This is a genomic window from Dechloromonas sp. CZR5 (assembly GCF_008711155.1).
Lineage (GTDB): Bacteria > Pseudomonadota > Gammaproteobacteria > Burkholderiales > Rhodocyclaceae > Azonexus.
In genome coordinates this window covers 612,060-636,969 of the sequence record NZ_VUYQ01000002.1, presented here as the reverse complement: position 1 = coordinate 636,969, position 24,910 = coordinate 612,060, and the positions used below count along the sequence as shown (strand labels likewise).

Here is a 24,910-nt window from a genome sequence, read left to right as displayed (position 1 = left end):
AGGTAAGGCACCAAAATGGCGCACCAAAACCGTGCAGTTACAGTGTGTTACGCACCAAGCCCGAGCGACGATCGAAAAAGGGACGTCATCCCCCTGTGATAAACTGCTTGGCCACGGAGGACACCCATGCTCGACCCCAAGACTCTTGAAAATTTCGGCGCCAAAATGAGCGCCCTGCTGGCCAACACCCCCGCCCGGGACATTGAAAAGAATGCCAAGGCCATGATGAGCGGCTTCTTTGCCAAGCTCGATCTGGTCACCCGCGAGGAATTCGACATCCAGGCCCAGGTTCTGGCCCGCACCCGCGAGAAACTGCAGGCGCTCGAAGCGCGCGTCGACGCGCTGGAAAAAGCCCGCTCCGGCCAGTAAAGCAAGCCGCATGGCGCTGGCCATCGCCCACAGTCGCGGACTGGATGGCCTGAACGCCCCGCCGGTCATCGTCGAGGCCCATCTGGCCAGCGGCTTGCCCAGCTTTACGTTGGTCGGCCTGCCCGATACCGAAGTCAAGGAAGCGCGCGACCGGGTGCGCGCCGCCATCGTCAACTCCGGCTTCGAATTCCCCAGCAAGCGCATCACCGTCAATCTTGCGCCGGCCGACCTGCCCAAGGAATCCGGGCGCTTCGACCTGCCCATCGCACTCGGCATCCTCGCCGCCAGCGGGCAGCTTCCGGCCGGCGCCCTGGGCGCTTACGAATTCGCCGGCGAGTTGTCGCTATCCGGCGAACTGCGCCCGATCCGCGGTGCGCTGGCCATGGCGCTGCAAACCCGGGAGGACGGCAAATCCTTCATCCTGCCCGAGGAAAGCGCCCGCGAAGCGGCCCTCATCGGCTCGGCCCGCATCCTGGCGGCCCGTTCGCTGCTCGGCGTCTGCGCTCACCTCGCCGATCGCGAGCATCTGCCCGTGGCCGAATCGGCAAGCGGCCCGACCAACCGCCCGCCCGTTCCCGACCTCGCCGATGTGCGCGGACAAGCCCAGGCCAAGCGGGCCCTCGAAATCGCCGCAGCCGGCGGACATTCGCTCCTCATGCTCGGACCACCCGGTTCGGGCAAGTCGATGCTCGCCGCCCGCCTGCCCGGACTGATGCCGGATCTCGACAACGAAGCGGCCAAAAGCTCGGCGGCCGTCCTGTCGCTGGTCGGCCAGTTCCGCCCCGAGGCCTTCGGCGTTCGTCCCTACCGCCAGCCGCACCACACCGCTTCGGCCGTCGCCCTGGTTGGTGGCGGCAATCCGCCGCGCCCCGGCGAAATCAGCCTGGCGCATCAGGGCATTCTTTTTCTGGACGAACTGCCGGAATTCGACCGCAAGGTAATCGAGACCCTGCGCGAACCGCTCGAAACCGGGCGTATCCACATTGCCCGCGCCGCCCGGCGCGCCGAATTTCCAGCCGAATTCCAGCTGATCGCGGCGATGAATCCGTGTCCCTGCGGTTTTTTGGGCCATGGCAACCACAAATGCCGCTGCACCCCGGATCAGGTTTCCCGCTACCGTGGCAAGCTTTCCGGTCCCTTCCTCGACCGCATCGACCTGATCATCGAGGTGCCCGCCCTGCCCGCCGAAACACTTGCCGAACGGGGAGCAGGGGAATCCTCGGCGGCAGTGCGTTCGCGGGTCGAAGCCGCCCTGGCCCGGCAAACGGCCCGCCAGGCCAAGCCCAATGCCCGGCTCGACACCCGGGAAATCGACGCCTGCTGTCAGCCGGACGAGGCGGGCGGCAAACTGCTCAAGCAAGCCACGGCGCAACTCGACCTGTCGGCCCGCGCCTGGCACCGCGTACTCAAGGTCGCCCGCACCATTGCCGACCTGGCCGGCAGCGACGATATCCGCGCGCCACACATTGCCGAGGCCATCCAGTACCGGCGCTTTGCCCGTGGCTGAGGGCAACCGGCGCAGCACCCGGGGCATCGCCACCCTGCTGGCTTCGCTGTCGGCGCTCGGTCCCTTTTCCATCGACACCTACCTGCCCTCCTTCCACGAGATCGGCGAAAAGCTTCAGGCGACGCCGCTGGAAGTGCAGCAGACCCTGTCGGCCTACCTGTTCTCCTTCGCCCTGATGACCTTGTGGCACGGCGCCATTTCCGACCGCTTCGGACGGCGCAAGGTCATCCTGGTCGCCGTCGGCCTGTTCGCCGTCGCCTCGGCCGGCTGCATGCTGGCCACCCGCATCGAACAGCTGTGGTTCTGGCGGGCTATGCAGGGCGTCACCGCCGGGGCAGGCATCGTCATCAGCCGGGCCATCGTCCGCGACCTGTTCGACGGCGCCGAGGCCCAGCGCCTGATGTCGCAGATCACCATGATGTTCGCGCTGGCCCCCGCCGTCGCCCCGGTCATCGGCGGCTGGCTGCAGACTCTGTTCGGCTGGCGCTCGGTCTTCGCGTTTCTGGTGCTCGCCACCGGCGTTCTGTGGCTGGCCTGCTGGAAACTGATGCCGGAAACGCTGCCGCCGGAAAAACGCCAATCCCTGCGCCCGGCCTACCTGGCCAGCACCTACTGGAAGGTTATGACCTCGCCGGCCTTCCTGACCGCCTGCGCGGCACTGGCGCTCAACTTCAGCGGCTTCTTCATCTATATCCTGTCCGCCCCGGTCTTTCTGATGACCCACCTCGGGGTGCCGGAAACCGGCTTTCTCTGGCTGTTCGGCCCGGCCATGGCCGGACTGATCGGCGGTTCGTGGCTTTCCGGCCGCCTGGCCGGCAAGGTGCAGCTGTCGCGCACCATCGCCATCGGCTATGCCGTGATGGGCAGCGCCGCCGGCATCAACCTGCTGCTCAATATTGCGCTGCCACCGGGGCTGCCGTGGAGCGTCCTGCCCATTTTTCTCTACACGCTGGGCATGTCGCTGGCCATGCCCTGTCTGAGTCTCTTCGCGCTCGATCCCTTCCCCGCTCAGCGCGGACTGGCCGCCTCGTGCCAGACCTTCTTCCAGTCAGGCTTCAACGGCATCACCGCGGCACTGATCGCCCCGGCCCTGTGGGGTTCGACGCTGACGCTGTCGCTCGGCATGGCCGGCCTGATGCTGGTCGGCGGCAGCGCCGCCCTGCTCCACCAGCGCTTACGTCTGGTACCACGGTAGGCCGCGAAAACGCCAGCCGCCCAGCGTGCCGCGATGGTAATTCTCATCGAGCGGGCCTTCGAACCCTTCGAGCACGTTGATCACCTGCGTAAACCCGGCCGCTTCCAGCGCCTGCCCGGCATCGACCGAACGATTGCCGCTGCGGCAGATGAGCAGGACCGGCCGTGCCAGATCGCCTTTCACCACCCGCGCCACCTTGGCGGCAAACTGCGGGTCGATTTCCCAATCCGGCCCCTCTTGCCAGGCCACATGCTCGGCTCCGACTGGAAAACCGACATACATGAACTCGGTTTCCGCCCGACAGTCGATCAGGACGGCTTGCGCATCCTGCTGCAGAAATTCGTAGGCGGCCCGGGGATCGAGGTGCTGCATCGGCATATCCGAAAATTAGTGGGGATGGATATTATGAAAGAGAGCCCGCCCGGGCGTAAACTTGCCTTTCCCCATCGACCGGAGTTCGCATGAAACTGCCCGCCTGGATATCCGCCGCCGCCTCGGCCATCATCGCCGCCGCACTACCGGCCTGCGACTTCGTCAACCTAAAGGAGATCAAGCCGGGCGTCACGACGCAGGCCGATGTCCGCTCGCGCATGGGCGAGCCCGGCTTCATCCACTGGAACGACGATGGCACGGCAACCTGGGAATACGCCCGGCAGCCGAACGGCAGCAGTTGCTACATGATCACCTTTGGCCAGGACCACGTGGTCACCCAGGTCGAGCAGGTGCTCAACGATGCCAATTACGCCAGGGTCCGCGTCGGCATGAGCAAGGACGACATCCGTCGCCTGCTCGGCGCACCGGGCAGCAAGCAGACCTTCAACAACCTGCGCGAGGAAATCTGGGAGTGGCGTATCGAAGGCATGCCGCCGATGGACGAAACCTACTTCATGGTGCATTTCGATACCGACAACGGCGGGGTCAAGAAAACCTCCAAGCGTGTCGCCGTCAAGGGCTAGGGACATTTCCGCCGTCGCCGCCCTGGCGGGAAGACAGCACGGGACGCCGGCCCTGCCGGTGAAAACGTCTCCAAAATCAATACACTTGGCAGTCCGGGCCGCCCCCGGTAAACTAGCACCTCTGCCGAGGAGCGCTGCGACCCTTCCATTCAAGGGGCCAGGCTCGGCAACGATCAACGGCGCTCGCAAACCCCTAGTTTCTCCTAGTCCCGGTTTGTGGCGCCGTTTGCTATTGCGGAGCCCCCGGTGCGAATTCTGGTAACAAACCGCTTTGCCGAGGTGATCCATGCAGCCCGATCGTACGTCCGAACTCTCCACCCTGCTCCAGCAACGCCTGCTCGTCCTCGACGGCGCCATGGGCACCATGATCCAGCGCCACGGCCTGCAGGAAGCGGACTACCGGGGCACGCGCTTCGCCGATCACGCGCATGACCTGAAGGGCAACAACGACCTGCTGGTGCTGACCCGCCCCGACATCATCGGCGGCATTCACCGCGAATACCTGGAAGCCGGCGCCGACATCCTCGAAACCTGCACCTTCAACTCGACCGCCGTGTCGCAGGCCGATTACAAGCTGGAAAGCATCGTCTACGAGTTGAACAAGGAAGGCGCCGCGCTGGCCCGCCGGCTGTGCGACGAATTCACCGCCGCCAACCCGGCCAAGCCGCGCTTCGTCGCCGGCGTGCTCGGTCCGACCAGCCGCACCGCGTCGATCTCGCCGGACGTCAACGACCCCGGCTACCGCAACGTGTCCTTCGACGAACTGGTGACCGACTACGTCGAGGCCATCCGCGGCCTGACCGATGGCGGCGCCGACATCCTGCTCGTCGAAACCGTCTTCGACACGCTGAACGCCAAGGCCGCGCTGTTCGCCATCGAACAATTCTTCGATGCCGCCGGCCGCCGCTGGCCGGTGATGATTTCCGGCACCATTACCGACGCCTCCGGGCGCACGCTGTCCGGCCAGACCGCCGAGGCCTTCTGGAACTCGCTGCGCCATGTCCAGCCGCTGTCCTTCGGCCTAAACTGCGCGCTCGGCGCCAAGGAACTGCGTCAGTACGTCGAGGAACTGTCCCGCGTCTGCGACTGCTACGTCTCGGCCCACCCGAACGCCGGCCTGCCGAACGCCTTCGGCGGCTACGACGAAACCGCCGACATGCTGGCCGACGAGATCGAGAGCTGGGCCAAGGCCGGCATCGTCAATATCGTCGGCGGCTGCTGCGGCACCTCGCCGGAGCACATCGCCGCCATCGCCCGCCGCGTCGCGCCGGTCGCGCCGCGCCCGCTTCCGCAGATCGAACCGGCGCTGCGCCTGTCCGGGCTGGAGGCCTTCAACGTCACGCACGAGTCGCTGTACGTCAACGTCGGCGAACGGACCAACGTCACCGGCTCCAAGGCTTTCGCCCGCATGATCCTCGAAGGCCGCTTCGACGACGCGCTGGCCGTCGCCCGCCAGCAGGTCGAGAATGGCGCGCAGGTCATCGACATCAACATGGACGAGGCGATGCTCGATTCGCTCGCCGCGATGGACAAGTTCCTCAAGCTGATCGCCTCCGAACCGGACATTTCGCGCGTGCCGATCATGATCGACTCGTCGAAATGGGAGGTCATCGAGGCCGGCCTGAAGTGCATCCAGGGCAAGGGCATCGTCAATTCGATCTCGATGAAGGAAGGCGAAGCCAAGTTCCTGGAACAGGCCAAGCTCGCCCGCCGCTACGGCGCCGCGGTGATCGTCATGGCCTTCGACGAGAAGGGCCAGGCCGACACCTATGCGCGCAAGACCGAGATTTGCGGCAAGGCCTACGAACTGCTGACCGGCATCGGCTTCCCGGCCGAAGACATCATCTTCGATCCGAACATCTTCGCCATCGCCACCGGCATCCCGGAACACGACAACTACGCGGTCGATTTCATCGAGTCGGTGCGCTGGATCAAGCAGAACCTGCCGCACGCCCACATTTCCGGCGGCGTCTCCAACGTCTCGTTCAGCTTCCGCGGCAACGACCCAGTGCGCGAGGCAATCCACACCGTCTTCCTCTACCACGCCATCCAGAACGGCATGACCATGGGCATCGTCAACGCCGGCATGCTCGGCGTCTATGACGACCTGGAGCCGGAATTGCGCGGCAAGGTCGAGGACGTGGTGCTCAACCGCCACCCGGGCGCCGGCGAGGCGCTGGTCGATTTCGCCCAGACCGTCAAGGAAGGCAAGGCCAAGGACAGCGGCCCCGACCTGAGCTGGCGCGAGCAGTCCGTCGAAAAGCGCTTGGAGCACGCGCTGATCAAGGGCATCACCGACTTCGTCGTGGCCGATACCGAGGAAGTGCGCGCCAAGCTGGAAAGCGAGGGCAAACCGCCGCTCGCCGTCATCGAAGGCCCGCTGATGGCCGGCATGAACCACGTCGGTGACCTGTTCGGCGCCGGCAAGATGTTCCTGCCGCAGGTGGTCAAATCGGCCCGCGTCATGAAACAGGCGGTCGCCCATCTGCTGCCCTTCATCGAAGCCGAGAAATCCCGCACCGGCCTCGGCTCCAAGGGCAAGATCCTGATGGCCACCGTCAAGGGCGACGTGCACGACATCGGCAAGAACATCGTCGGCGTCGTCCTCGGCTGCAACGGCTACGACATCGTCGACCTCGGCGTCATGGTCTCCTGCGACAACATCCTGAAGGCGGCGCTCGAACATCGCGTGGACATCATCGGCCTGTCCGGCCTGATCACCCCGTCGCTCGAGGAAATGGCCCACGTCGCGGCCGAGATGAAGCGCCAGGGCATGAGCCAGCCGCTGCTCATCGGCGGCGCCACGACCAGCCGCGCCCACACGGCGATCAAGATCGCCACCAACACCGACAGCCCGGTGGTCTACGTGCCGGATGCCTCGCGCGCCGTCGGCGTCGCCACCAAACTGCTGTCCGTCGAGCAAAAGGCGGCTTATGTCGCCGAAATCGCCGCCGAATACGAAACCGTGCGTGCCGAACACGCCGGCCGCAAAGGCGCCACGCTGGTGACGCTGGATGAAGCCCGCGCCAATCGCTTCGTACCCGGCGCGGATTTCACCGCGGTCGCCCCCAAGGCATTGGGCCTGCACACCCTCGATCTCGACCTCGAGACCCTGTCGCTGTTCATCGACTGGTCGCCCTTCTTCCAGAGCTGGGATCTGGCCGGCCGCTACCCGGCCATCCTCGACAACGAAACGGTCGGCGAAACCGCCCGCCAGCTGTTCGCCGACGCCAAGGACATGCTCGGCCGGATCATCAGCGAGGACTGGCTCCACGCCCGCGCCGTGTTCGGTCTCTATCCGGCCCGGGGCGAAAACGAGGACATCGTGATCTACGGAGACGAGAGCCGCACGCAGGAAATCGCCCGGTGGGTCGGCCTGCGCCAGCAGCACAAGCAGCCGAAAGGCCGCTACAACGTCGCCCTCGCCGATTACGTCGGCGAACGCGATTATGTCGGCGCCTTCGCTGTCACCGCGGGCCTCGGCATCGAGGCCAGGGTCGCCGAATTCGAGGCGGCCCACGACGACTACTCGGCAATCATGCTCAAGGCCTTGGCCGACCGCCTGGCCGAAGCCGCCGCCGAGTGGCTGCACATGCGGGTGCGCACCGACTATTGGGGCTATGCCGCCGACGAGTCATTCGACAACGACGCGCTGGTCGCCGAGGCATACCAGGGCATCCGCCCCGCCCCCGGCTACCCGGCCTGCCCGGATCACACCGCCAAGCGCGAGCTGTTCGCCCTGCTCGATGCCCCGGCCAACGCCGGAATGAACCTCACCGAGTCCTGCGCCATGACGCCGGCAGCGGCGGTGTCCGGCTTCTACATCGGCCACCCGGCAGCCAGCTACTTCGCCATTCCCAAGATCGGCCGCGACCAGCTCGAAGACTGGGCAAAACGCAAAGGCCTGTCGATCAAGGATGCCGAATACTGGCTGGCCCCGTTGCTGTGACCCTGCAGACCCAGCGCGAACTCGGACCGCTCAACACCCTGGCCCTGCCGGGGCGGGCGGCTCGCTTCGCCCGCATTGCCAATGCCGATGCCCTGCGCGACCCGGCCCTCGCGTCGGGGCCGCGTTTCATCCTCGGCGGCGGCAGCAACCTGGTGCTGAGCGGCGATGTCGACCGGCTGGTCCTGCACATGGCGATCCCCGGAAAACACTTGGTCGGGGAAGATGCCGAAGCCGTTTACGTCGAAGCCGGGGCTGGCGAGAACTGGCACGATTTCGTGCAATGGACCCTGGCCCAGGGCTGGCCGGGGCTGGAAAACCTCAGCCTGATCCCGGGTACGGTCGGCGCGGCGCCGATCCAGAATATCGGTGCTTACGGACTGGAAGTCGGCGAACGGCTGCAGTCCGTGACGGCCTGGGATTTCGAGCGTCAGGCCTTCGTCGGCTTCAACCGCGACGACTGTCGCTTCGGCTATCGCGACAGCCGGTTCAAGCAGGAAGGCTGGCATCTGAGCGGACGGATGGCGATCACCTCGGTCCTGTTCCGGCTGCCCAAAGCCTGGCAGCCCAACTGCCGTTATGCGGACGTGGCGCAGGAACTGGCTGCCCGCGACATCGCCGAACCGACTGCACGCGACATCGCCGATGCCGTCATCGCCGTTCGGCAGCGCAAGCTGCCCGATCCGGCCCACATGCCGAACGCAGGGAGTTTCTTCCACAACCCCGTGGTCGCCGCCGCCCAGGCCGACGCGCTGAAGGCCGCCCATCCCGGCCTGCCCTGCTACCCGCAGCCCGACGGCCGCGTCAAGCTGGCTGCCGGCTGGCTGATCGAACAGGCCGGCTGGAAGGGCCGGTCGCTCGGCCCGGTTGGCATGTATGAGAAACAGGCACTGGTGCTGGTGAATCACGGCGGCGCCACCGGCCACGACGTCAAGCAGACCATGGCTGCCGTGCAGGCGTCGGTCAGGGAAAAATTCGGTGTCGCGCTGACGCCGGAACCGATCTTTCTATGAACCGTCCGCCTAGTCGGCGGCCTTGACGTAGAGGCAGGCAGCAATACCGGTCGCCACGGCATCGGCCATGCGCGCCTGGCGTACGGGATCGAGCAACTCCAGCTCCTCGTCGCGATGCTTGATCACACCGGCCTCGAACAATACGGCGGGCAAGCCGGTCCGGTACAGCACGACCAGATTGTCGTAGTACCAAACACCGTTTTCCGCATCGGCTGGCTGGTGCTTGCGGGCGTGCCAGGTGGAGGGCTCGAAGCCGGCACGCCGCATCATCGCGCCGATGGCCGACGCACAGCGCAAACTCGTTGCCGGATCGGGATTCTGCGCCGAGACGAAAATGCCGTAGCCGCGCTTGACCTCGGTATAGCGCTGCGGCTTGCCTTCCCATTCCCAGTCGAGCAGCCAGGCTTCGCCGATCGAATCGTGATGGATGGAAATGAAGAAATCGCTGCCCTCGGCGGCCTGCGGCCGGGCATGCAGGCTGCCGATCCGGCCGTCGAAATTGACCTCCCGGACGCCGAGTTCCCGCTGCCGCAGGGTCGTCGCCAGCAGGCCGGCGAAATCGCGATTGAACGCGAACTCCGTGCGCCCCCGGGCGCTGATCGCGCCGCTGTCCTGGATGCCATGGCCGACATCGACGGCCACCAGCGGCGCGGCGGCGACGGTCGTTGAAAGAGCCAGGACTACGAGCGGCAGGATGGTTTTCATGCACGAATTATCGCGGCAAATTAACATGTCGCCTCCATCTGTTGAAAGGTAAGCGATGCGCCCAAGCTTGATCCTGCTGGCTGCGCTGTCACTCCCGGCATTCGCCGCGGAGAAGACGGGAGCCGAGGTTTATGAAAGCACCTGCCAGGAATGCCACGGCAGCGGCAAGGACAAGGCCCCGGTATTCGGCGACACCAAGCGCTGGGGAAAACTGGTCCGCGAAGGATTGAACGACCTGGTGCCGAGCGCGCTTGCCGGTATCCGCAAGATGCCCGCCAAAGGCGGCAATCCGGCCTTGAGCGACGCCGAGGTCGCCCGGGCGGTCATCTACATGGCCAACGCCGGCGGTGGCCGCTTCAGCGAACCCACCGAGGCCGACCTCGCCCGTTGGCGCCAAAAAGCCGACAAACGAAAGAAGAAATGACATGCCGCAACCGACCGCGAAGTTGGCTATTTTCGCCGCCCAAACCCCCGACCCCAGCCACGACCATCCCCGTCCGGACCGGCTGGTCCGCGGGAATCCTCAACGCACCACCTGGGAACATTTCCTGAGCGCCAATGGCGACCTCTCGGCCGGTATCTGGGCCTGCGAACCTGGCGCCTGGAACATCGCCTTCGCCCCCGGAAAAGATGAATTTTTCTGCGTCATCGAAGGCCGGTTACGCATTTCCGACGATGCGGGAAACGCCGCCGAATTCGGGCCTGGAGAGGCCTGCGTTATTCCGTCCGGATTCACGGGAACATTCGAAGTCCTCGAGTCGGTACGCAAACACTATGTGTTAATAGATCGCCCCTCGTGAATTGCGCTATAGTTTTGCCGACGCAAGGGGGAAAAAATGACAAAGGAAAGTAGCCAACCGAGAGGCACCAGCGCCCATATGCCGGACCTCAACTGGAGCCAGGTCCGGGAAACCGTGCTGATGCTCGAATTGGCGGCCGTCCAGATCGAATCGGCAATGAAGGACAGCAATGCCTCCGTCGAGGTGCTGACCGATTCGTTCACGACCATGGCGAGCTACATGCGGACAATAGCCGACACCGTCGAGACGCTGCCCGACGACGGAGAAGTCGGTGTCGCCAAGCGGAACCTGAGCGGCGTCTCCGGGCACGTTTCGGGCATGGTGCACCAAACCATCATCGCTTTTCAGTTCTACGACAAGCTGGTTCAACGACTGGCCCACGTCGGCCTCAGCCTCGGCGACCTCAGCGACCTGGTCTCCGACCCGCGCCGCCTCTTCAATCCCGGCGAGTGGGTTGGCCTGCAGGACAAGATCAAGACCAAGTACACCACCCGCGAGGAAATCGCCATGTTCGATGCGGTCATGCAGGGTGTCCCCGTCCACGAGGCGGTCGACAAATTCATGGCCGACATGAAGGACAAGAGCGACGACATCGAGCTGTTCTAGTCCACGCACAATTCCGTCAGACGCGGACCCGGTCCGCACGACAACCCAGGAGGCCACTCACATGACAGACGCCACCGACGCACTACCGGACCTCCCTGGTATCGACAAGGCCGCAGGCCTGCGACGCCTGATGAACAAGCCGAGCCTCTATGAGAAGGTCCTGCGCGATTTTCACGCTCGCTTCCACCACGAAACGCAGACGCTGCGCGCGGCCATCGACCGCGGCGACCTGGTCACCGCCGAACGGCTGGCGCACAGCGCCAAGGGGCTGGCCGGAACGATCGGCGCCGTCGGCCTGCAGGACATCGCCCTTCTGCTGGAACGCGCCCTGCATGACGACGACCCGCTGTGGGAAGACTATTTCGCCGGCTTCGAACAGGAACTCACCCTGGTGCTTACCGGCATCGCCCAAGGCTTCGACATCCCTGCCGACAACTGAAGCCGCTCAGAAAGCGGCGGGTGCCTCCCAGACGATATTGGCCTTGCGCCCCCCCTTGGCCGTCCGTTCCAGCATGTCGATCAATGGCCAGGCGCGCTGACCCAGCGCAACCACCGGCTCCTTTTTCCGCCCATCGGCATCGACCTCATCCTCCACGGGGGGCGCCTCGGCGCGGCTCACCGCGTCCTTCAGCGTTTGGGCGGCCGCCATCATTTCGTCAGGCAGAAAGGCCCCTTTGGCCGTCGTTTCCTTGCCGAGAACCTGCAACAGGCTTCTGGCCGCTTCGGCGAACATCAGAATTTCACCGGTTTCGCTGGAGATAAAGCGAACCAACATGATTTTTCCTTTCGATCGATAACATCCTCGTTGTCATCCAAGCCGGCATTCGGGTAAATTGAAACGGAGGGAGACGACACGCATGACAACACATATTAACGCCAATCCCTGGGACAACGGGACGGACGAGCTGGAACGCTTCGCGCTGGAAGAGTGCGTCAAGCGCCAGCGCATCGATCATCGCGTCGCCGTCCTCATCGTCTCCGACAAGCGATGCGAACTGGCGCCCAAACTGGCCAACCTCGGCGCGCAGGTGCTTGTGGTCGACCGCCCGGCATTTCAGCAGGAAATCGAAGGCCGTGTCCTGGCCTCCGGCTACAAGGACCAGATTACCGTCATGGCCTCGGAACTGAATGCGCTGCCCGAGGTGTTCCCGGGCCAACCCTTCGACATGATCATCGTCCGCCGCGGCCTGTGCGGCCTGCCCTACGGGCAAGCCCGGCAAACCGTCCGCCGCCTGCTCCTGCAATTGCGTATCGGCGGCAAGCTCTACGTCTCGGTCCTCGGCCTGCACTCGGAGCTGGGCCAGGACTATGCCGGAGGCGATGCCCTGATCGAGCAGCGCTTTGCGCCGCTGGCCCCCCCGCTCGCCGACAAATACGACATACGCCACCCGGTCTGCCTGTACACCGAGCGCAACCTGTTCATGCTGCTGCTCGATGCCGGCGCCAGCGTCCTGCGCACGCTGACCACGACCTACGGCAACATCAAGGGTGTCGCCGTCCGCGTCTGATGTTCGACTGACGGTCTTTCCGGAGTCTGCTACGGCCATGCCGCGGCCCATCCCCGGATACTTCACTTTATTGCGTGGAACCGGCACAACGACCGGTATTTGACCACGCTTCCGCTCACCGACCAGCCAAAGAGGGCACGGTGATCGACCCCTTGCTTCCCGCGCCACAGCCTGAATCCCGAGCGGCATTTGCCGCCTCGAAGCCCGCCGCCCGAAATCGCTAAAGCCGGCGCCCTGCGGCTGATCGTGCATAGCCGCCAAGCCATCATGCCGGCTCGGCAAACCGCTGTCATCAATTCCCCTCGTCTCTGCGCTCTTTATGCGCGCTTAACGCGCTGATGGTCCTCTTTAGCGCTTTCTTAACACGCGAAAAATTAACGTAGCGCTTGTCGCAACTTGTCCCTATGGGAGGTTTCATGGACCCGCTCTACCTGCTGCTTGTCGTCGCGTTTTTCGCTGTAACGGCCGGCCTCGTCCCTCTGTTTGAAAAGATTCGGAGGAAGTGATGAATCCGCTCTACCTGATCGCCCTGGCAGTTGCCATTGGCGTATTCGGCTATCTGATTGCCGTCCTGTTCTTCCCGGAGAATTTCTCATGACTGGCAACGGCTATCTGCAAATCGGCCTGTATCTGGCCGTTCTCTTTGCCTGTGCCTGGCCGCTGGGCCGCTACATGGCGCGCGTCTATCAAGGCGACATTCCGCTCCCCGTACGCTGGTTGCGCCCGCTGGAGCGAGGCATCTATCGCCTGGCAGGAGTGCGTGGCGACGACTCGATGTCCTGGACACGCTATGCATTGGCCGTCCTGATCTTCAACCTGATTGGTTTCCTGGCCGTATACGCGCTGCAGCGCCTGCAAGACGTGTTGCCCTTCAATCCAGACGGCATGATGGCAACGACAGCCGATCTGGCCTTCAATACCGCTGCCAGTTTTGCTTCCAACACGAACTGGCAGTCTTACGGCGGCGAGTCGACGATGAGCTATCTGACCCAGATGCTCGGACTTGGCGTACAGAATTTCCTGTCCGCCGCCACCGGCATGGCAGTACTCGTTGCCCTCGCACGCGGCTTCATGCAACGCGAAACCGCTGCCTTGGGCAATTTCTGGGTCGATCTGGTACGTTCGACGCTCTACGTTCTGTTGCCGCTGAGCATCCTGCTGTCGACAGCCCTGGTCAGCCAAGGCGTCGTACAGACGTTCAACGCACACGCTACCGCCCACCTCGTTGAGCAGCTCGATTTCGAGCAACCCAAGCTGGGTGACGACGGCCAACCGCTGAAGGATGCGCAAGGCCTGCCGATTGTGGAAAAAGCAACGACCGGGGAACAGCGCATCGCAGTCGGTCCGGCCGCTTCGCAGATCGCCATCAAGCAGCTGGGTACCAACGGCGGCGGTTTCTTCGGCGTCAACTCGGCCCACCCGTTCGAGAATCCGACGCCACTGGCCAATTTCCTGGAAGTGCTGGCCATTTTCCTGATTCCGGCCGCCCTGTGCATCACCTTCGGAATTTATGTCGGCGACCGGCGCCAAGGCTTGACCATCCTTTCGGCGATGACCCTCATCTTCGTTGCCATGCTGGCCGTCTGCGTCTGGGCAGAGCAGTCGGGCAACCCGCTGTTCGAGCGCCTGGGCCTGGACACCCAGGCGTCGGAACTGCAAGCCGGCGGCAACATGGAAGGCAAGGAAACCCGCTTCGGTGTCGTCAACTCGGCGCTGTGGGCAACGGTGACCACCGCCGCCTCGAACGGTTCGGTCAATGCCATGCACGACTCCTTCACGCCGCTCGGCGGCCTGGTACCCATGTGGATGATGCAGTTGGGCGAGGTGGTTTTCGGGGGTGTCGGTTCGGGGCTCTACGGCATGATCATCTTCGCGCTGGTCGCCGTCTTCGTCGCCGGCCTGATGATTGGCCGCACGCCGGAATACCTGGGCAAGAAGATCGAAGCCTTCGAGGTCAAGATGGCCGCTGTCGCCATCCTGGTGCCGCCGCTGGTGGTGCTGCTCGGCACGGCCATCGCCGTTACGGCCGATGCCGGCCGGGCCGGCATCGCCAATCCGGGTGCGCACGGCTTCTCGGAAATCCTGTACGCCCTGTCGTCGGCCGGCAACAACAACGGCAGTGCGTTCGGCGGATTGTCGGCCAACACACCCTTCTACAACACGCTGCTCGGCTTCGCCATGCTGTTCTCGCGGTTCTGGCTGATCGTTCCGGTACTCGCCATCGCCGGTTCGCTGGCTGCCAAGAAGAGCATCCGGCCGGGTGCCGGGACGCTGCCGACGCATGGCCCGCTCTTCGTCATGCTGCTGATCGGCACCGTCGTCGTGGTCGGCGCGCTGACCTTCCTGCCTGCATTGGCCCTGGGCCCCATCGTTGAACACCTGCAAATGATCGGCGCCCGCTAAGGAGAATTTGATGCAAACGTCGCAATCCATGCTCGATCCGGCGCTGCTGCGCGAAGCCGCGGTCGAATCCCTCAAACGGCTGTCGCCGCGCTACCAGGTCAAGAATCCGGTGATGTTCGTGGTCTGGCTGGGCAGCGTGCTGACTACCGGCTTGTTCTTCCAGGCGCTCGGCGGCAAAGGCGAGGCATCGGCCGGCTTCATCCTGGCCATCGCGCTGTGGCTGTGGTTCACCGTGCTCTTCGCCAACTTCGCCGAAGCGCTCGCCGAGGGCCGGGGCAAAGCCCAGGCTGCCGCGCTGCGCGGCCTGCGCAAGACGGTCTGGGCCAAGAAACTGCAGGAGCCCCGCCACGGCGCCAAGATGCATACGGTCCCTTCGGAAGACCTGCGCAAAGGCGATGTCGTCATCGTCACGTCCGGCGAGGTGATCCCCGGCGACGGCGAGGTCATCGAAGGCGTCGCCTCGGTCGACGAGTCGGCGATCACCGGTGAATCGGCTCCGGTCATCCGCGAGGCTGGCGGTGACTTTTCTTCCATCACCGGCGGCACCCGCGTTCTGTCCGACTGGCTGGTCGTGCGTATCTCGGTCAATCCCGGCGAAACCTTCCTCGACCGGATGATCGGCATGGTCGAAGCAGCCAAGCGCCAGAAGACGCCGAACGAAATCGCCCTGACCATCCTGCTCGTCGCGCTGACCATCGCCTTCCTGCTTGCCACGACGACGCTGCTGCCGTTCTCGCTGTTCAGCGTCGAGGCTGCCGGTGCCGGCTCGCCGATCACGGTGACCGTGCTGGTCGCGCTGCTCGTGTGCCTGATACCGACAACCATCGGCGGCCTGCTGTCGGCCATCGGCGTCGCCGGCATGAGCCGCATGATGGCCAAGAACGTCATCGCCACCTCCGGCCGCGCCGTCGAGGCGGCCGGCGATGTCGACGTACTCATGCTCGACAAGACCGGCACGATCACGCTGGGCAACCGTCAGGCGGCCAAATTCGTCGCCGCCCCCGGCTTCTCCGAAAAGCAGTTGGCTGACGCCGCGCTCTACGCCTCGTTGGCCGATGAGACACCAGAAGGCCGCTCCATCGTGCACCTGGCCAAGGAAGTGCTGCATCAGCGCGGCCGCGATATCCAGGCCGAAGGGGCGACGTTCGTGCACTTCACCGCTCAGACGCGCATGAGTGGCATCGACTGGCAAGGCAGGAGTATCCGCAAGGGTGCCGCCGAAGCGGTCAAGGCCCATGTCACGGCACTGGGCGCTCAGTGGCCGGCGAAGGTACAGGAAGCGGTGGACGATATCGCCCGCCACGGCTCGACGCCGCTGGTCGTCGTCGAAGTCAATCAGGGAAATGCGCAGGTCCTCGGGGCTGTCGAGCTCAAGGACATCGTCAAGGGCGGCATCAAGGAACGGTTCGCCGAATTGCGCCGGATGGGCATCAAGACGGTGATGATCACCGGCGACAACCGCCTGACCGCCGCCGCCATCGCCGGCGAGGCCGGGGTGGACGACTTCCTGGCCGAGGCAACCCCCGAAGCCAAGCTCAAGCTGATCCGCCAGTACCAGGCCGAGGGCCGCCTGGTGGCGATGACCGGCGACGGCACCAACGACGCGCCGGCACTGGCCCAGGCCGACGTCGCGGTGGCCATGAATACCGGCACCCAGGCCGCCAAGGAGGCCGGCAACATGGTCGACCTCGACTCCAACCCGACCAAGCTGATCGAGGTCGTCGAGACCGGCAAGCAGATGCTGATGACACGCGGCGCGCTGACCACCTTCTCCATCGCCAACGACGTGGCCAAGTATTTCGCCATCATCCCGGCCGCTTTCGCCTCGACCTATCCGGCGCTCAACACCTTGAACGTCATGGGGCTGGCGACGCCCGATTCGGCCATCCTGTCGGCGGTCATTTTCAACGCCCTGGTCATCATCGCGCTGATTCCGCTGGCCTTGAAGGGTGTTGCCTATCGCCCCCTCGGCGCGGCCACCATCCTGCGCCGCAACCTGCTGGTCTACGGCATTGGCGGCCTGATCGTGCCTTTCATCGGCATCAAGCTGATCGACCTGATCCTGGTCGGCCTCAATCTCGCTTAACGGAGGAGCCTGAAATGCTCAAGGAACTCAAACCCGCATTCGTCGTTTTCGGCCTGCTGACGGTGTTGACCGGTGCAGCCTACCCGGCGCTGATTACCGGCATCGCGCAGACGGCTTTTCAGGATCAGGCCAACGGCAGCCTGATTGTCCAGGATGGCAAGACACGCGGATCGCGCCTGATCGGACAGGCGTTTTCCGATCCCGGCCATTTCTGGGGTCGGCCGTCGGCGACCGCGCCGATGCCCTTCAACGCGGCCTCATCCGGCGCTTCCAATCAAGGGCCGCTGAATCCGGCGCTGGAAGAATCCGTCAACAATCGCATCGAAGCGCTCAAGGCGAGCGACCCGACCCAGACGGCCGCCATTCCGGTCGACCTGGTTACCGCCTCCGGCAGCGGCCTCGACCCGCACATCAGCGTTGCTGCCGCGCGCTGGCAGGCGCCGCGCATCGCCCGCCACCGCCATCTGCCGGAAGAGCAGGTCCGCGAACTGATCGCCAGCCATACGGAAGGCCGCCAACTCGGCGTTCTCGGCGAACCACGCGTCAATGTCCTGGAACTCAACCTGGCCCTCGACAAGCTGGCTGCTACCCGATAACCCTCATGCCCGGCCATGGCCGGGCGCTCATAGACAAAAGACAGGAGAGATCTCTTGAAGAAAATCATCATCGCTGCCGCTTTGGCCGGCAGTTTCAGCCTGCCGGCATTGGCTCAATCGACAACCGGAGCGCTTGAAACGACGCCACAGGCCTTGACCGGCAATGCGGGGCTGTTCAGCCAATACCGTTTCCGCGGCATTGCCCAGACCTTTGGCCAACCGGCGCTCCAGGGCGGCATCGATTACGCCCACGGCAGCGGCCTTTATGTCGGCAACTGGAACTCCAACGTCAACGCCGGTGCCGGCTATCCCAACGGCAATCTGGAAATGGACTTCTACGGCGGTTACAAAGTCTCCATCGGCGATGTCGGACTGGATATCGGCGGCATCTACTACGCCTATCCGGGTTCCGACCTGAACGGCAAGCGCGTGAAAAACGGCGAACTGTATGCTGGTGCCAGCTGGAAATTCCTGTCGGCCAAGTATTACTACGCCATGACCGACTATTTCAACGCCAAGGGACCCAACGGCGAGAAAACCGACGGCACGGGCTATCTGGATGTCGCAACCAACTTTGATCTGGGCGCTGGCTGGGGCCTCAACGCCCATGTCGGTCACCTGTTTTTCCGCAAGGTGGCGAATGCCAGCTATACCGACTGGAAACTGGGCGTAACCAAGGATATCAACGGCTGGCTGCTCGGATTGAGCTACATCGACACCAATGCCAAGGGCGATTGCGGTCGCGGCGAGTTCTACTGTTTCAGCAACGATATCGACAATACGGGCAGCCAGACCGGTTCCAAACGCATGGATGCAGGTCGCGCCACCGTCGTATTCTCCGTTTCGCGCACTTTCTGATCGTCAATTGTCGCGGATGGCAAGCACCGGCATTCAATACCGGTGCTTTTTTACGGATGTTTTAGGCTGTCGTCCTTATTGGCCGCTGGCCAGGCTGCCCGAATCTTTACGGAATTCTTATTTCCGAATCGCTATATTGGCAACGTCGATCACACGGCCGTCCGGGAACCGAGCGAAAATAGCCGCGCCGATCGGCTTGGCAGGAAAAACACGCTCATGCCCTCGATATTCATTTGCATGAATTATCCTGTGAGCGGCAGCAGACCTGAGAGGCGCACGATAAAACGGTATTTCGGGCGTTTCTGGATTCACGATTGTCTACATCGCGCAAACGGTAGCAACCGTCTGCATGACCGGGGAGAACAGCGGCATGGAAGAAAAAATGGCGGATGGGGAACTGCGCGTTCCACTCTTCCATGCCAGCCTTCTCTGGCCCTTGCAGTTGGAAGCGCTGGCGACCAAGGAAGGCGAGGGACGGCACTGGGAATTGCTCGAGGCCTTGAAAGATAAGCCCTGGCAGCGGATCGACGACGAATTCACCGCCGATCCCGGCATGTTCCAGGAACGTCATTATCGGGAGTTCGTCTCCTTCCTGCCCTATGTGCAACGTTTTCTGTATGGCGAGGGACGCTCATCGAAACGTTCGCCGGGAGACGATATCGGCGAATCGCCGGTGCACGTTTTCCGCCGCAAGGATGTCGCCAGCCTGCGCCTGACGCTGCGCCCCGGAAGCCAGCCGGTCACCCTGCATGTCGTCCACCTCGACCTGTATTTCTTTCACGATCTGGACCTGGTGATTCTCAACCTCGAGGTCCGTGGAAAGGACCTTCCCCTGAGCCAGGCCAGGGACATCCTGTTTCGCTTCGGACGCGCCTACCCTTCCGGCTGGGATGAAGATGGATGCGGATTGCACAATGTCCATCTGTCCGAATGGCTGGACCACGACGACCGGATTCTGACGTTTTCCGACACCGAACGCCGCGCCAAATTCCTGGCATATGTCTGCACCCATCGCAGTCCGGGGATCAGCGAGCATTGGGCCTGGCTGCTTTCCCCACTGGTGCCGGCCCATTCCGATCTCCCGGGTGAAATCCGTTACCGGCTGATCGAATACCATCGCATGCCGATGATGGCCTATCTGGCGGTCGACAATCCCCGCCGCTTGAAATCGGAAGACTGGGTCAGAATCGGGCTGGCGACGGTCATGCACCCCGACGAGCCGTTACCCGGCAACGAACCGTCGGTGAGGGATTTCGTCGGGCTTTACTGCCAGGACCGCTACTGGCAAAACAGCGAGTCCGGCCCCAATACGCGATTCATCTGCACGGGCAATGCGTTTACGGTGGTCGGAGATGCCGCCTCGCCGTACTTCTGCAATGGCGAGCGCGGTGTCCTGGCGCAGTTCAGGCACCAGCACTTCGTTATCTTCCTGATCGCCCATCTGCATCGCGCATCGCTGCTGGTCTTTTCGGAAATCCTGGTGGACGCCGTCAACGACTTGAATATTCGCAACGAGGCGTCGGTACGCCGGTTCAAGCGCCGCATCCGGGCGAATTTCGAAACCTTCCTGCGCTTCACTCACCGCTATTGGTTCCACGAATTGTCCGAGCGCCCGCATTTGCAGGCGCTGTATCGCCTGTGCAGCCGGCATTTGCGCAACGACAGCCTGTATGAAGAAGTGCGCGACGAGATTCGCGAAATGAGTCATTACCTGGACAGCGACTCGCAGCGACGGCAATCGAATACGGTGGTCAGGCTGACCGTGATCACGATTCTTGGCCTGATCGCCACGGTAACGACCGGCTACTTCGGCATGAACATCATTCCCTTCGGCGAAGGCAGCGTGGGCGAGCGGATTGTCCATGGTGCCGTGGCGACAGTCGTGTTTGTCAGTCTGGTGTTGTTCGCCATCGCCCGCTCCAAGCGGCTGTCGGATTTCCTGGAAACCCTGGCCGACGAGCGTGTACCGTTCGGCAAGAAAATGACTGCCTTGGGCCAGGTGCTTTGGTCCGGCAGGAGACGCGGATGAGCAGCGAGATGCAACGCCCCGATCCGGACGCCCTGCTGGCGCGCCTGGAAGCGGAGTCGGCACAAAGACATCGAGGCAAGCTGAAAATCTTCTTCGGGGCAAGCCCGGGAGTCGGCAAGACCTACGCCATGCTGGGCGCGGCAAGGGCGCTGCAGGCACAAGGCGTCGACCTGGCGATCGGGATCGTCGAAACGCACGGGCGATCCGAGACTGCTGAAATGGTGCGCGGCCTGGAGTCGATTGCGCAAAAGAGCATCGAGTACAAAGGTCACACACTACGCGAATTCGACATCGACGCGGCCCTGGCGCGCAAACCCGAACTGATTCTGGTCGACGAGCTGGCCCACTCCAATGCACCCGGTTCACGCCACCCCAAGCGCTGGCAGGACGTGGAAGAATTGCTGGCGGCAGGGATCGATGTCTTCACCACGGTCAATGTCCAGCATCTTGAAAGCCTGAACGACGTCATCGGCGGCATTACCGGCATCAAGGTATGGGAAACCCTGCCCGATCATGTTTTTGATCAGGCCGATGAAATCGTCCTGGTCGACCTGCCGCACGAGGAATTGCTGCAGCGCCTGAAAGAGGGAAAGGTCTATATTCCCCAGCAGGCCGAACGCGCCGTGCAGAACTTCTTCCGCAAGGGCAACCTGCTGGCGTTGCGGGAACTGGCCTTGCGCCGGACCGCCGATCGTGTCGATGAGGATGTCCTCGCCTACCGTCGGGAAACCTCGGCGACGACCGTCTGGCCGACACAGGAATCATTGCTCGTCTGCATCGGCGCCGGTCTCGGCAGCAACAAGCTGATCCGCTCGGGCGCCAGACTGGCCGCCCAGTTCAATGTTCCGTGGCATGTGATCTACGTTGAAACCTCCAAGCTCCAGCGCCTGTCGGAGAACGATCGTTCGCGCATCCTGCGCACCTTGAAGCTGGCTCAGGATCTGGGTGCCACCACGGCGAGCCTGTCCGGCGACGACCTGATTGCGGTGACGACGGCCTACGCTCGCGAACACAATCTGGGCAAGGTGGTTGTCGGTCGGGAAACAGCCAGATTGTGGCCATGGCAACGCAGCTTTGCGGAACGGCTTGGACAAGAGGCACCGGAACTCGAGGTCGTGCTGGTTGCTCGCGACGTGGACGAGCGGACAAATGGCGAGAGCGAAACGACCAGGCAGGTCTCCAGCGAAGGGCCGTCCATCGCTTGGCGGGATTATCTCTTGGCAACCTCCGGCGTGGCATTGACCGCTCTCGTTGCGACCCCGCTGCTGCCGCATCTTGAACTGGCCAACATCGTCATGATCTTTTTGTCGATGGCTGTTTTCACCGCCTATCGACTGGGACGCGGACCGGGTGCGCTGGCGGCGGTCCTGTCCGTGGCCGCCTTTGATTTCTTCTTCGTATCGCCGCGTTTCTCGTTTTCGGTGAGCGACGTCCAGTACTTGCCGACGTTTGCCGTCATGCTGCTGGTCGCGCTCCTGATCGGGCAGATGACCGCGCGCCTGAAATTCCAGGCGGGTATCGCCCTAGGCCGGGAGCAACGCATGCGGGCCTTGTTCGAAATGGCCCGGGAGTTGTCCAGCGCCCTGGCCATCGAACAAATTGTCGAGATCAGCCAGCACTTCGTTGACCGCGTGTTCAGCGCCCGCTCGACGCTGATGGCTCTGGATACCACGGACCATCTTCAGGTGGTGGATGGGAGGGAGCTGGCCGAGCTTGATATCGGTATCGCCCATTACGCCCTCGATCATAACGAACCGGCAGGCTGTTCGACCTCGACGCTGCCTTCGGCCAGCGCCCTCTACCTGCCGCTGAAGGCACCGATGCGGACGCGCGGGGTGTTGGTTGTCGTGCCGCCTTCGGGAAAATGGTCTGTGCCGCCGGAACAGCAGCGTCTGCTGGAAACGAGCGCCAGCCTGATCGCCATTGCGCTCGAACGTGTTCATTTCATTGCCGTGGCACAGGAAGCGCTGGTCAAGATGGAGTCGGAGCAACTGCGCAATTCCCTGCTATCGGCGCTATCGCACGATCTGCGTACGCCGCTGACCGTACTCTCGGGCCTCGCCGAGTCCTTGAACCTTGCCGGGCCGCCCTTGCCAAAATCGCAGGCCGACATCGCCGACGCCATCCGCGACGAAGCCTTGCGTACCAGCGTGCTGGTCAGCAACTTGCTGGATATGGCGCGCCTCCAGAGCGGAAACGTCAAACTGAATCGCGACTGGCAGCCCCTGGAGGAGGTCATCGGCGTAGCCCTCCAGTCCCGTGCCGCCGTGCTGGCCGACCATGCGGTCAACATCGCGCTGCCGGCCGATCTGCCCATGCTGTACTTCGATTCGATCCTCATGGAACGGGTCTTCTGCAACCTGCTGGAGAATGCCGCAAAATACACGCCGACCGGCAGCGTCATCGCCATCTCGGCGCAATGCGTGGGCAAGCATGCCGAGATCAGCGTCGAGGATAACGGGCCGGGTTTGCCTCCAGGCAGGGAAGAAGCCCTGTTTGCCAAGTTTGCACGCGGACGAAGCGAATCGACGATCAGCGGCGTCGGGCTTGGACTGTCCATCGTTCGAGCCATTGTCGAAGCGCACGATGGCACTATCCGGGCGGAGAAAAGTGCTTTGGGCGGCGCTCGCTTTGTCATCACCATCCCCTGTGGCAAGGCACCGGAAGTGCCGAAGGAGGAGATTCCATGGTAACCCCCGCAGGCACCTACAGCGTGGTCGTCATCGAGGACGAAGCCCAGATTCGGCGCTTCATCCGAACCGCCCTCGAGGCGGAAGGGTGTGCCGTACATGAAGCCGGGACGGCGGAGCGGGGATTGATCGAGCTGGGTACCCGCAAACCCGATCTGGCCGTGCTGGATCTCGGGCTTCCCGATCGCGACGGTATCGAGCTCATTCGCGAGGTCCGCACCTGGACGACGCTGCCGATTCTGATTCTGTCGGCGAGAACACTGGAAGGTGAAAAAGTGCGGGCACTCGATGCCGGGGCGGATGACTATCTGACCAAGCCCTTCGGCATCGCCGAACTGCAAGCCCGGATTCGGGCCTTGCTGCGTCGCGCGGCACGTAGCACTTCATCGCCGCAGGTGGCTCTGGGCGACATTCGAGTCGATATGGTCAAACGTCAGGTCATGCGCGGCGAGCAGGAGATTCACCTGACCCCCATCGAATACAAGCTCCTGGTGCAGCTGATCGCCAATCTGGGTCGCGTCGTGACGCATCGCCAGTTGCTCAAGGAGGTTTGGGGGCCAAGTCATGTCGATGACACGCACTATCTGCGGGTCTATATGGCAGGATTGCGGCGAAAACTTGAATCCGACCCCAATCGTCCGCGCAACATCCGTACGGAGCCCGGCGTTGGGTATCGTTTGATCGATCAATGACAAACTCGCTACGCATCGGAATCGACCTCGGCGGCACGAAGATCGAGATCGTCGCCCTCGACGAACAGGGTAGCGAACTGCTGCGCCGGCGCATCGACACGCCGCAAGGCGATTATCTCGGTACGGTCATGGCCGTCGCCGGGCTGGTCGAGGCTACCGAGGATGAACTGGGCCGGCGGGGCAGCGTCGGTATCGGCATACCGGGCGCCGAATCGCAGCGGGGCGGCCTGATCAAGAATGCCAACTCGACCTGCCTGATCGGCAAACCCCTGCGCCGCGACCTGCAGGCCCTGCTCCAGCGCGAGGTGCGACTGGCCAACGACGCCAACTGCTTTGCCCTGTCGGAAGCCATCGACGGCAGCGGCCGTGACGCCGAGACCGTGTTCGGCGTCATTCTCGGCACCGGTGTCGGCGGCGGCATCGTAATCCGCCAGCAGGTGCTGGTCGGCGCCAATGCCATCGCCGGCGAATGGGGGCACAATCCCCTGCCCGCGCTGCCCGGCGACGAACATCCGCCCCCCGATTGCTACTGCGGGCGCCGGGGTTGCATCGAGGCCTACCTGTCCGGCCCGGGGTTGAGCGCCGACCATGCCCGCCATACGGGCATCCGCCTCGATGCCGCGGCGATTGAACACCACGCCGGGCAAGGCGACGAGGCCTGCGCGGCGACACTGCTGCGTTACGAAGAGCGTCTCGGCCAGGCCCTGGCCGGGGTGATCAACATTCTGGACCCGCAGGTCATCGTTTTCGGTGGCGGCCTCTCCAACATGCAGCAGCTTTATCGCAACCTGCCCGAGCGCTGCGCGCCGCACGTTTTTTCCGACACCGTCTGCACGCGCTTCCTGCCGCCCATGCACGGCGACTCCTCGGGGGTGCGCGGCGCCGCCTGGCTGTGGAACTGAGCACATTGGCGGAAAGGGTTTTCCAGTGCTTACATTTGCCGGACGAGAT

23 protein-coding genes and 1 riboswitch are annotated in these 24,910 nt (G+C 63.6%); of the genes, 20 read left to right on the top strand and 3 right to left on the bottom strand.

Annotated features, from left to right (window positions below; genetic code table 11):
* The first annotated feature begins 126 nt into the window (after positions 1 to 126).
* The 3 genes from F1002_RS08170 to F1002_RS08160 are packed head-to-tail and all read left to right on the top strand — an operon-like array spanning position 127 to position 3,071.
* A complete protein-coding gene (locus tag F1002_RS08170) occupies positions 127 to 369 on the top strand; it encodes an accessory factor UbiK family protein (protein WP_150428515.1) in 243 nt (80 codons plus the stop codon).
* Between the two features lie 10 nt (positions 370 to 379).
* Complete coding sequence (locus F1002_RS08165) at positions 380 to 1,876, top strand: YifB family Mg chelatase-like AAA ATPase (protein ID WP_150428514.1); 1,497 nt, start codon at positions 380 to 382, stop codon at positions 1,874 to 1,876.
* Positions 1,869 to 3,071 (top strand): multidrug effflux MFS transporter, encoded by a 1,203-nt coding sequence (locus F1002_RS08160; RefSeq protein ID WP_150428513.1) that lies wholly within the window; start codon positions 1,869 to 1,871, stop codon positions 3,069 to 3,071. Before F1002_RS08165 ends, F1002_RS08160 begins: the two co-directional genes overlap by 8 nt.
* Here the strand turns inward: F1002_RS08160 and F1002_RS08155 are convergent.
* On the bottom strand, positions 3,051 to 3,443 hold the full coding sequence (locus F1002_RS08155; RefSeq protein ID WP_150428512.1) for a rhodanese-like domain-containing protein: 393 nt from the start codon (positions 3,441 to 3,443) through the stop codon (positions 3,051 to 3,053). The genes F1002_RS08160 and F1002_RS08155 overlap by 21 nt on opposite strands.
* An 89-nt stretch (positions 3,444 to 3,532) precedes the next feature.
* Here F1002_RS08155 and bamE point away from each other — a divergent pair, with 89 nt between their 5' ends.
* The 3 genes from bamE (at position 3,533) to murB (ending at position 8,986) form a co-directional block, all read left to right on the top strand.
* Entirely contained in the window at positions 3,533 to 4,027 is a 495-nt protein-coding gene (gene bamE / locus F1002_RS08150) for an outer membrane protein assembly factor BamE (RefSeq protein WP_150428511.1), read from the top strand.
* A 120-nt stretch (positions 4,028 to 4,147) separates the two neighbouring features.
* A riboswitch (S-adenosyl-L-homocysteine riboswitch) is annotated at positions 4,148 to 4,219 on the top strand.
* Between the two features lie 94 nt (positions 4,220 to 4,313).
* Positions 4,314 to 7,976, top strand: a complete 3,663-nt coding sequence (metH, locus tag F1002_RS08145) for a methionine synthase (RefSeq protein WP_150428510.1) — start codon at positions 4,314 to 4,316, stop codon at positions 7,974 to 7,976.
* Positions 7,973 to 8,986 (top strand): UDP-N-acetylmuramate dehydrogenase, encoded by a 1,014-nt coding sequence (murB, locus tag F1002_RS08140; RefSeq protein ID WP_150428509.1) that lies wholly within the window; start codon positions 7,973 to 7,975, stop codon positions 8,984 to 8,986. Before metH ends, murB begins: the two co-directional genes overlap by 4 nt.
* Positions 8,987 to 8,995: 9 nt before the next feature.
* Here the strand turns inward: murB and F1002_RS08135 are convergent, their stop codons facing one another.
* Positions 8,996 to 9,691 carry an N-acetylmuramoyl-L-alanine amidase gene (locus F1002_RS08135; RefSeq protein ID WP_150428508.1) on the bottom strand — a complete coding sequence of 232 codons (696 nt, stop codon included), beginning with the start codon at positions 9,689 to 9,691 and terminating at the stop codon, positions 8,996 to 8,998.
* A 55-nt stretch (positions 9,692 to 9,746) separates the two neighbouring features.
* Between F1002_RS08135 and F1002_RS08130 the strand changes: the two genes are divergently transcribed.
* The 4 genes from F1002_RS08130 to F1002_RS08115 all read left to right on the top strand — a co-directional run bounded on the left by F1002_RS08130 (position 9,747) and on the right by F1002_RS08115 (position 11,536).
* Positions 9,747 to 10,115, top strand: a complete 369-nt coding sequence (locus tag F1002_RS08130) for a cytochrome c5 family protein (RefSeq protein WP_150428507.1) — start codon at positions 9,747 to 9,749, stop codon at positions 10,113 to 10,115.
* A gap of 1 nt (position 10,116) precedes the next feature.
* Positions 10,117 to 10,491 (top strand): cupin domain-containing protein, encoded by a 375-nt coding sequence (locus tag F1002_RS08125; protein WP_150428506.1) that lies wholly within the window; start codon positions 10,117 to 10,119, stop codon positions 10,489 to 10,491.
* A 36-nt stretch (positions 10,492 to 10,527) separates the two neighbouring features.
* Positions 10,528 to 11,097: a hypothetical protein gene (locus F1002_RS08120; RefSeq protein ID WP_191090340.1), complete on the top strand. Its 570-nt coding sequence runs from the start codon at positions 10,528 to 10,530 to the stop codon at positions 11,095 to 11,097.
* A 61-nt stretch (positions 11,098 to 11,158) separates the two neighbouring features.
* On the top strand, positions 11,159 to 11,536 hold the full coding sequence (locus tag F1002_RS08115) for an Hpt domain-containing protein (protein WP_150428504.1): 378 nt from the start codon (positions 11,159 to 11,161) through the stop codon (positions 11,534 to 11,536).
* A 6-nt stretch (positions 11,537 to 11,542) separates the two neighbouring features.
* On the opposite strand, the gene F1002_RS08110 is transcribed toward F1002_RS08115, so the two are convergent.
* A complete protein-coding gene (locus F1002_RS08110; RefSeq protein WP_150428503.1) occupies positions 11,543 to 11,872 on the bottom strand; it encodes a DUF1840 domain-containing protein in 330 nt (109 codons plus the stop codon).
* An 82-nt stretch (positions 11,873 to 11,954) separates the two neighbouring features.
* Here F1002_RS08110 and F1002_RS08105 point away from each other — a divergent pair, with 82 nt between their 5' ends.
* From F1002_RS08105 to F1002_RS08060, 10 genes are all read left to right on the top strand, one after another.
* The gene (locus tag F1002_RS08105) at positions 11,955 to 12,605 is read left to right on the top strand and encodes a hypothetical protein (protein WP_150428502.1); all 651 of its coding nucleotides are present in this window, start codon (positions 11,955 to 11,957) and stop codon (positions 12,603 to 12,605) included.
* Positions 12,606 to 13,110: 505 nt separating this feature from the next.
* Positions 13,111 to 13,203, top strand: coding sequence for a potassium-transporting ATPase subunit F (locus F1002_RS08100; protein WP_150428501.1), 93 nt, complete (start codon positions 13,111 to 13,113; stop codon positions 13,201 to 13,203).
* Positions 13,200 to 15,008 carry a potassium-transporting ATPase subunit KdpA gene (gene kdpA / locus F1002_RS08095; protein ID WP_150428500.1) on the top strand — a complete coding sequence of 603 codons (1,809 nt, stop codon included), beginning with the start codon at positions 13,200 to 13,202 and terminating at the stop codon, positions 15,006 to 15,008. Before F1002_RS08100 ends, kdpA begins: the two co-directional genes overlap by 4 nt.
* 10 nt (positions 15,009 to 15,018) lie before the next feature.
* Positions 15,019 to 17,094 carry a potassium-transporting ATPase subunit KdpB gene (gene kdpB / locus F1002_RS08090; protein WP_150428499.1) on the top strand — a complete coding sequence of 692 codons (2,076 nt, stop codon included), beginning with the start codon at positions 15,019 to 15,021 and terminating at the stop codon, positions 17,092 to 17,094.
* A gap of 14 nt (positions 17,095 to 17,108) precedes the next feature.
* Entirely contained in the window at positions 17,109 to 17,690 is a 582-nt protein-coding gene (gene kdpC, locus F1002_RS08085) for a potassium-transporting ATPase subunit KdpC (RefSeq protein WP_150428498.1), read from the top strand.
* Between the two features lie 54 nt (positions 17,691 to 17,744).
* Positions 17,745 to 18,548 carry a TorF family putative porin gene (locus F1002_RS08080; protein ID WP_150428497.1) on the top strand — a complete coding sequence of 268 codons (804 nt, stop codon included), beginning with the start codon at positions 17,745 to 17,747 and terminating at the stop codon, positions 18,546 to 18,548.
* A gap of 349 nt (positions 18,549 to 18,897) precedes the next feature.
* Complete coding sequence (locus F1002_RS08075) at positions 18,898 to 20,577, top strand: CorA family divalent cation transporter (RefSeq protein ID WP_223879504.1); 1,680 nt, start codon at positions 18,898 to 18,900, stop codon at positions 20,575 to 20,577.
* Positions 20,574 to 23,270 carry a two-component system sensor histidine kinase KdpD gene (kdpD, locus tag F1002_RS08070; protein WP_150428495.1) on the top strand — a complete coding sequence of 899 codons (2,697 nt, stop codon included), beginning with the start codon at positions 20,574 to 20,576 and terminating at the stop codon, positions 23,268 to 23,270. The genes F1002_RS08075 and kdpD overlap by 4 nt, the downstream gene beginning before the upstream one ends.
* Positions 23,264 to 23,959, top strand: coding sequence for a response regulator (locus tag F1002_RS08065; RefSeq protein ID WP_150428494.1), 696 nt, complete (start codon positions 23,264 to 23,266; stop codon positions 23,957 to 23,959). The genes kdpD and F1002_RS08065 overlap by 7 nt, the downstream gene beginning before the upstream one ends.
* A complete protein-coding gene (locus F1002_RS08060) occupies positions 23,956 to 24,861 on the top strand; it encodes an ROK family protein (protein ID WP_150428493.1) in 906 nt (301 codons plus the stop codon). Before F1002_RS08065 ends, F1002_RS08060 begins: the two co-directional genes overlap by 4 nt.
* Positions 24,862 to 24,910 lie beyond the last annotated feature (49 nt).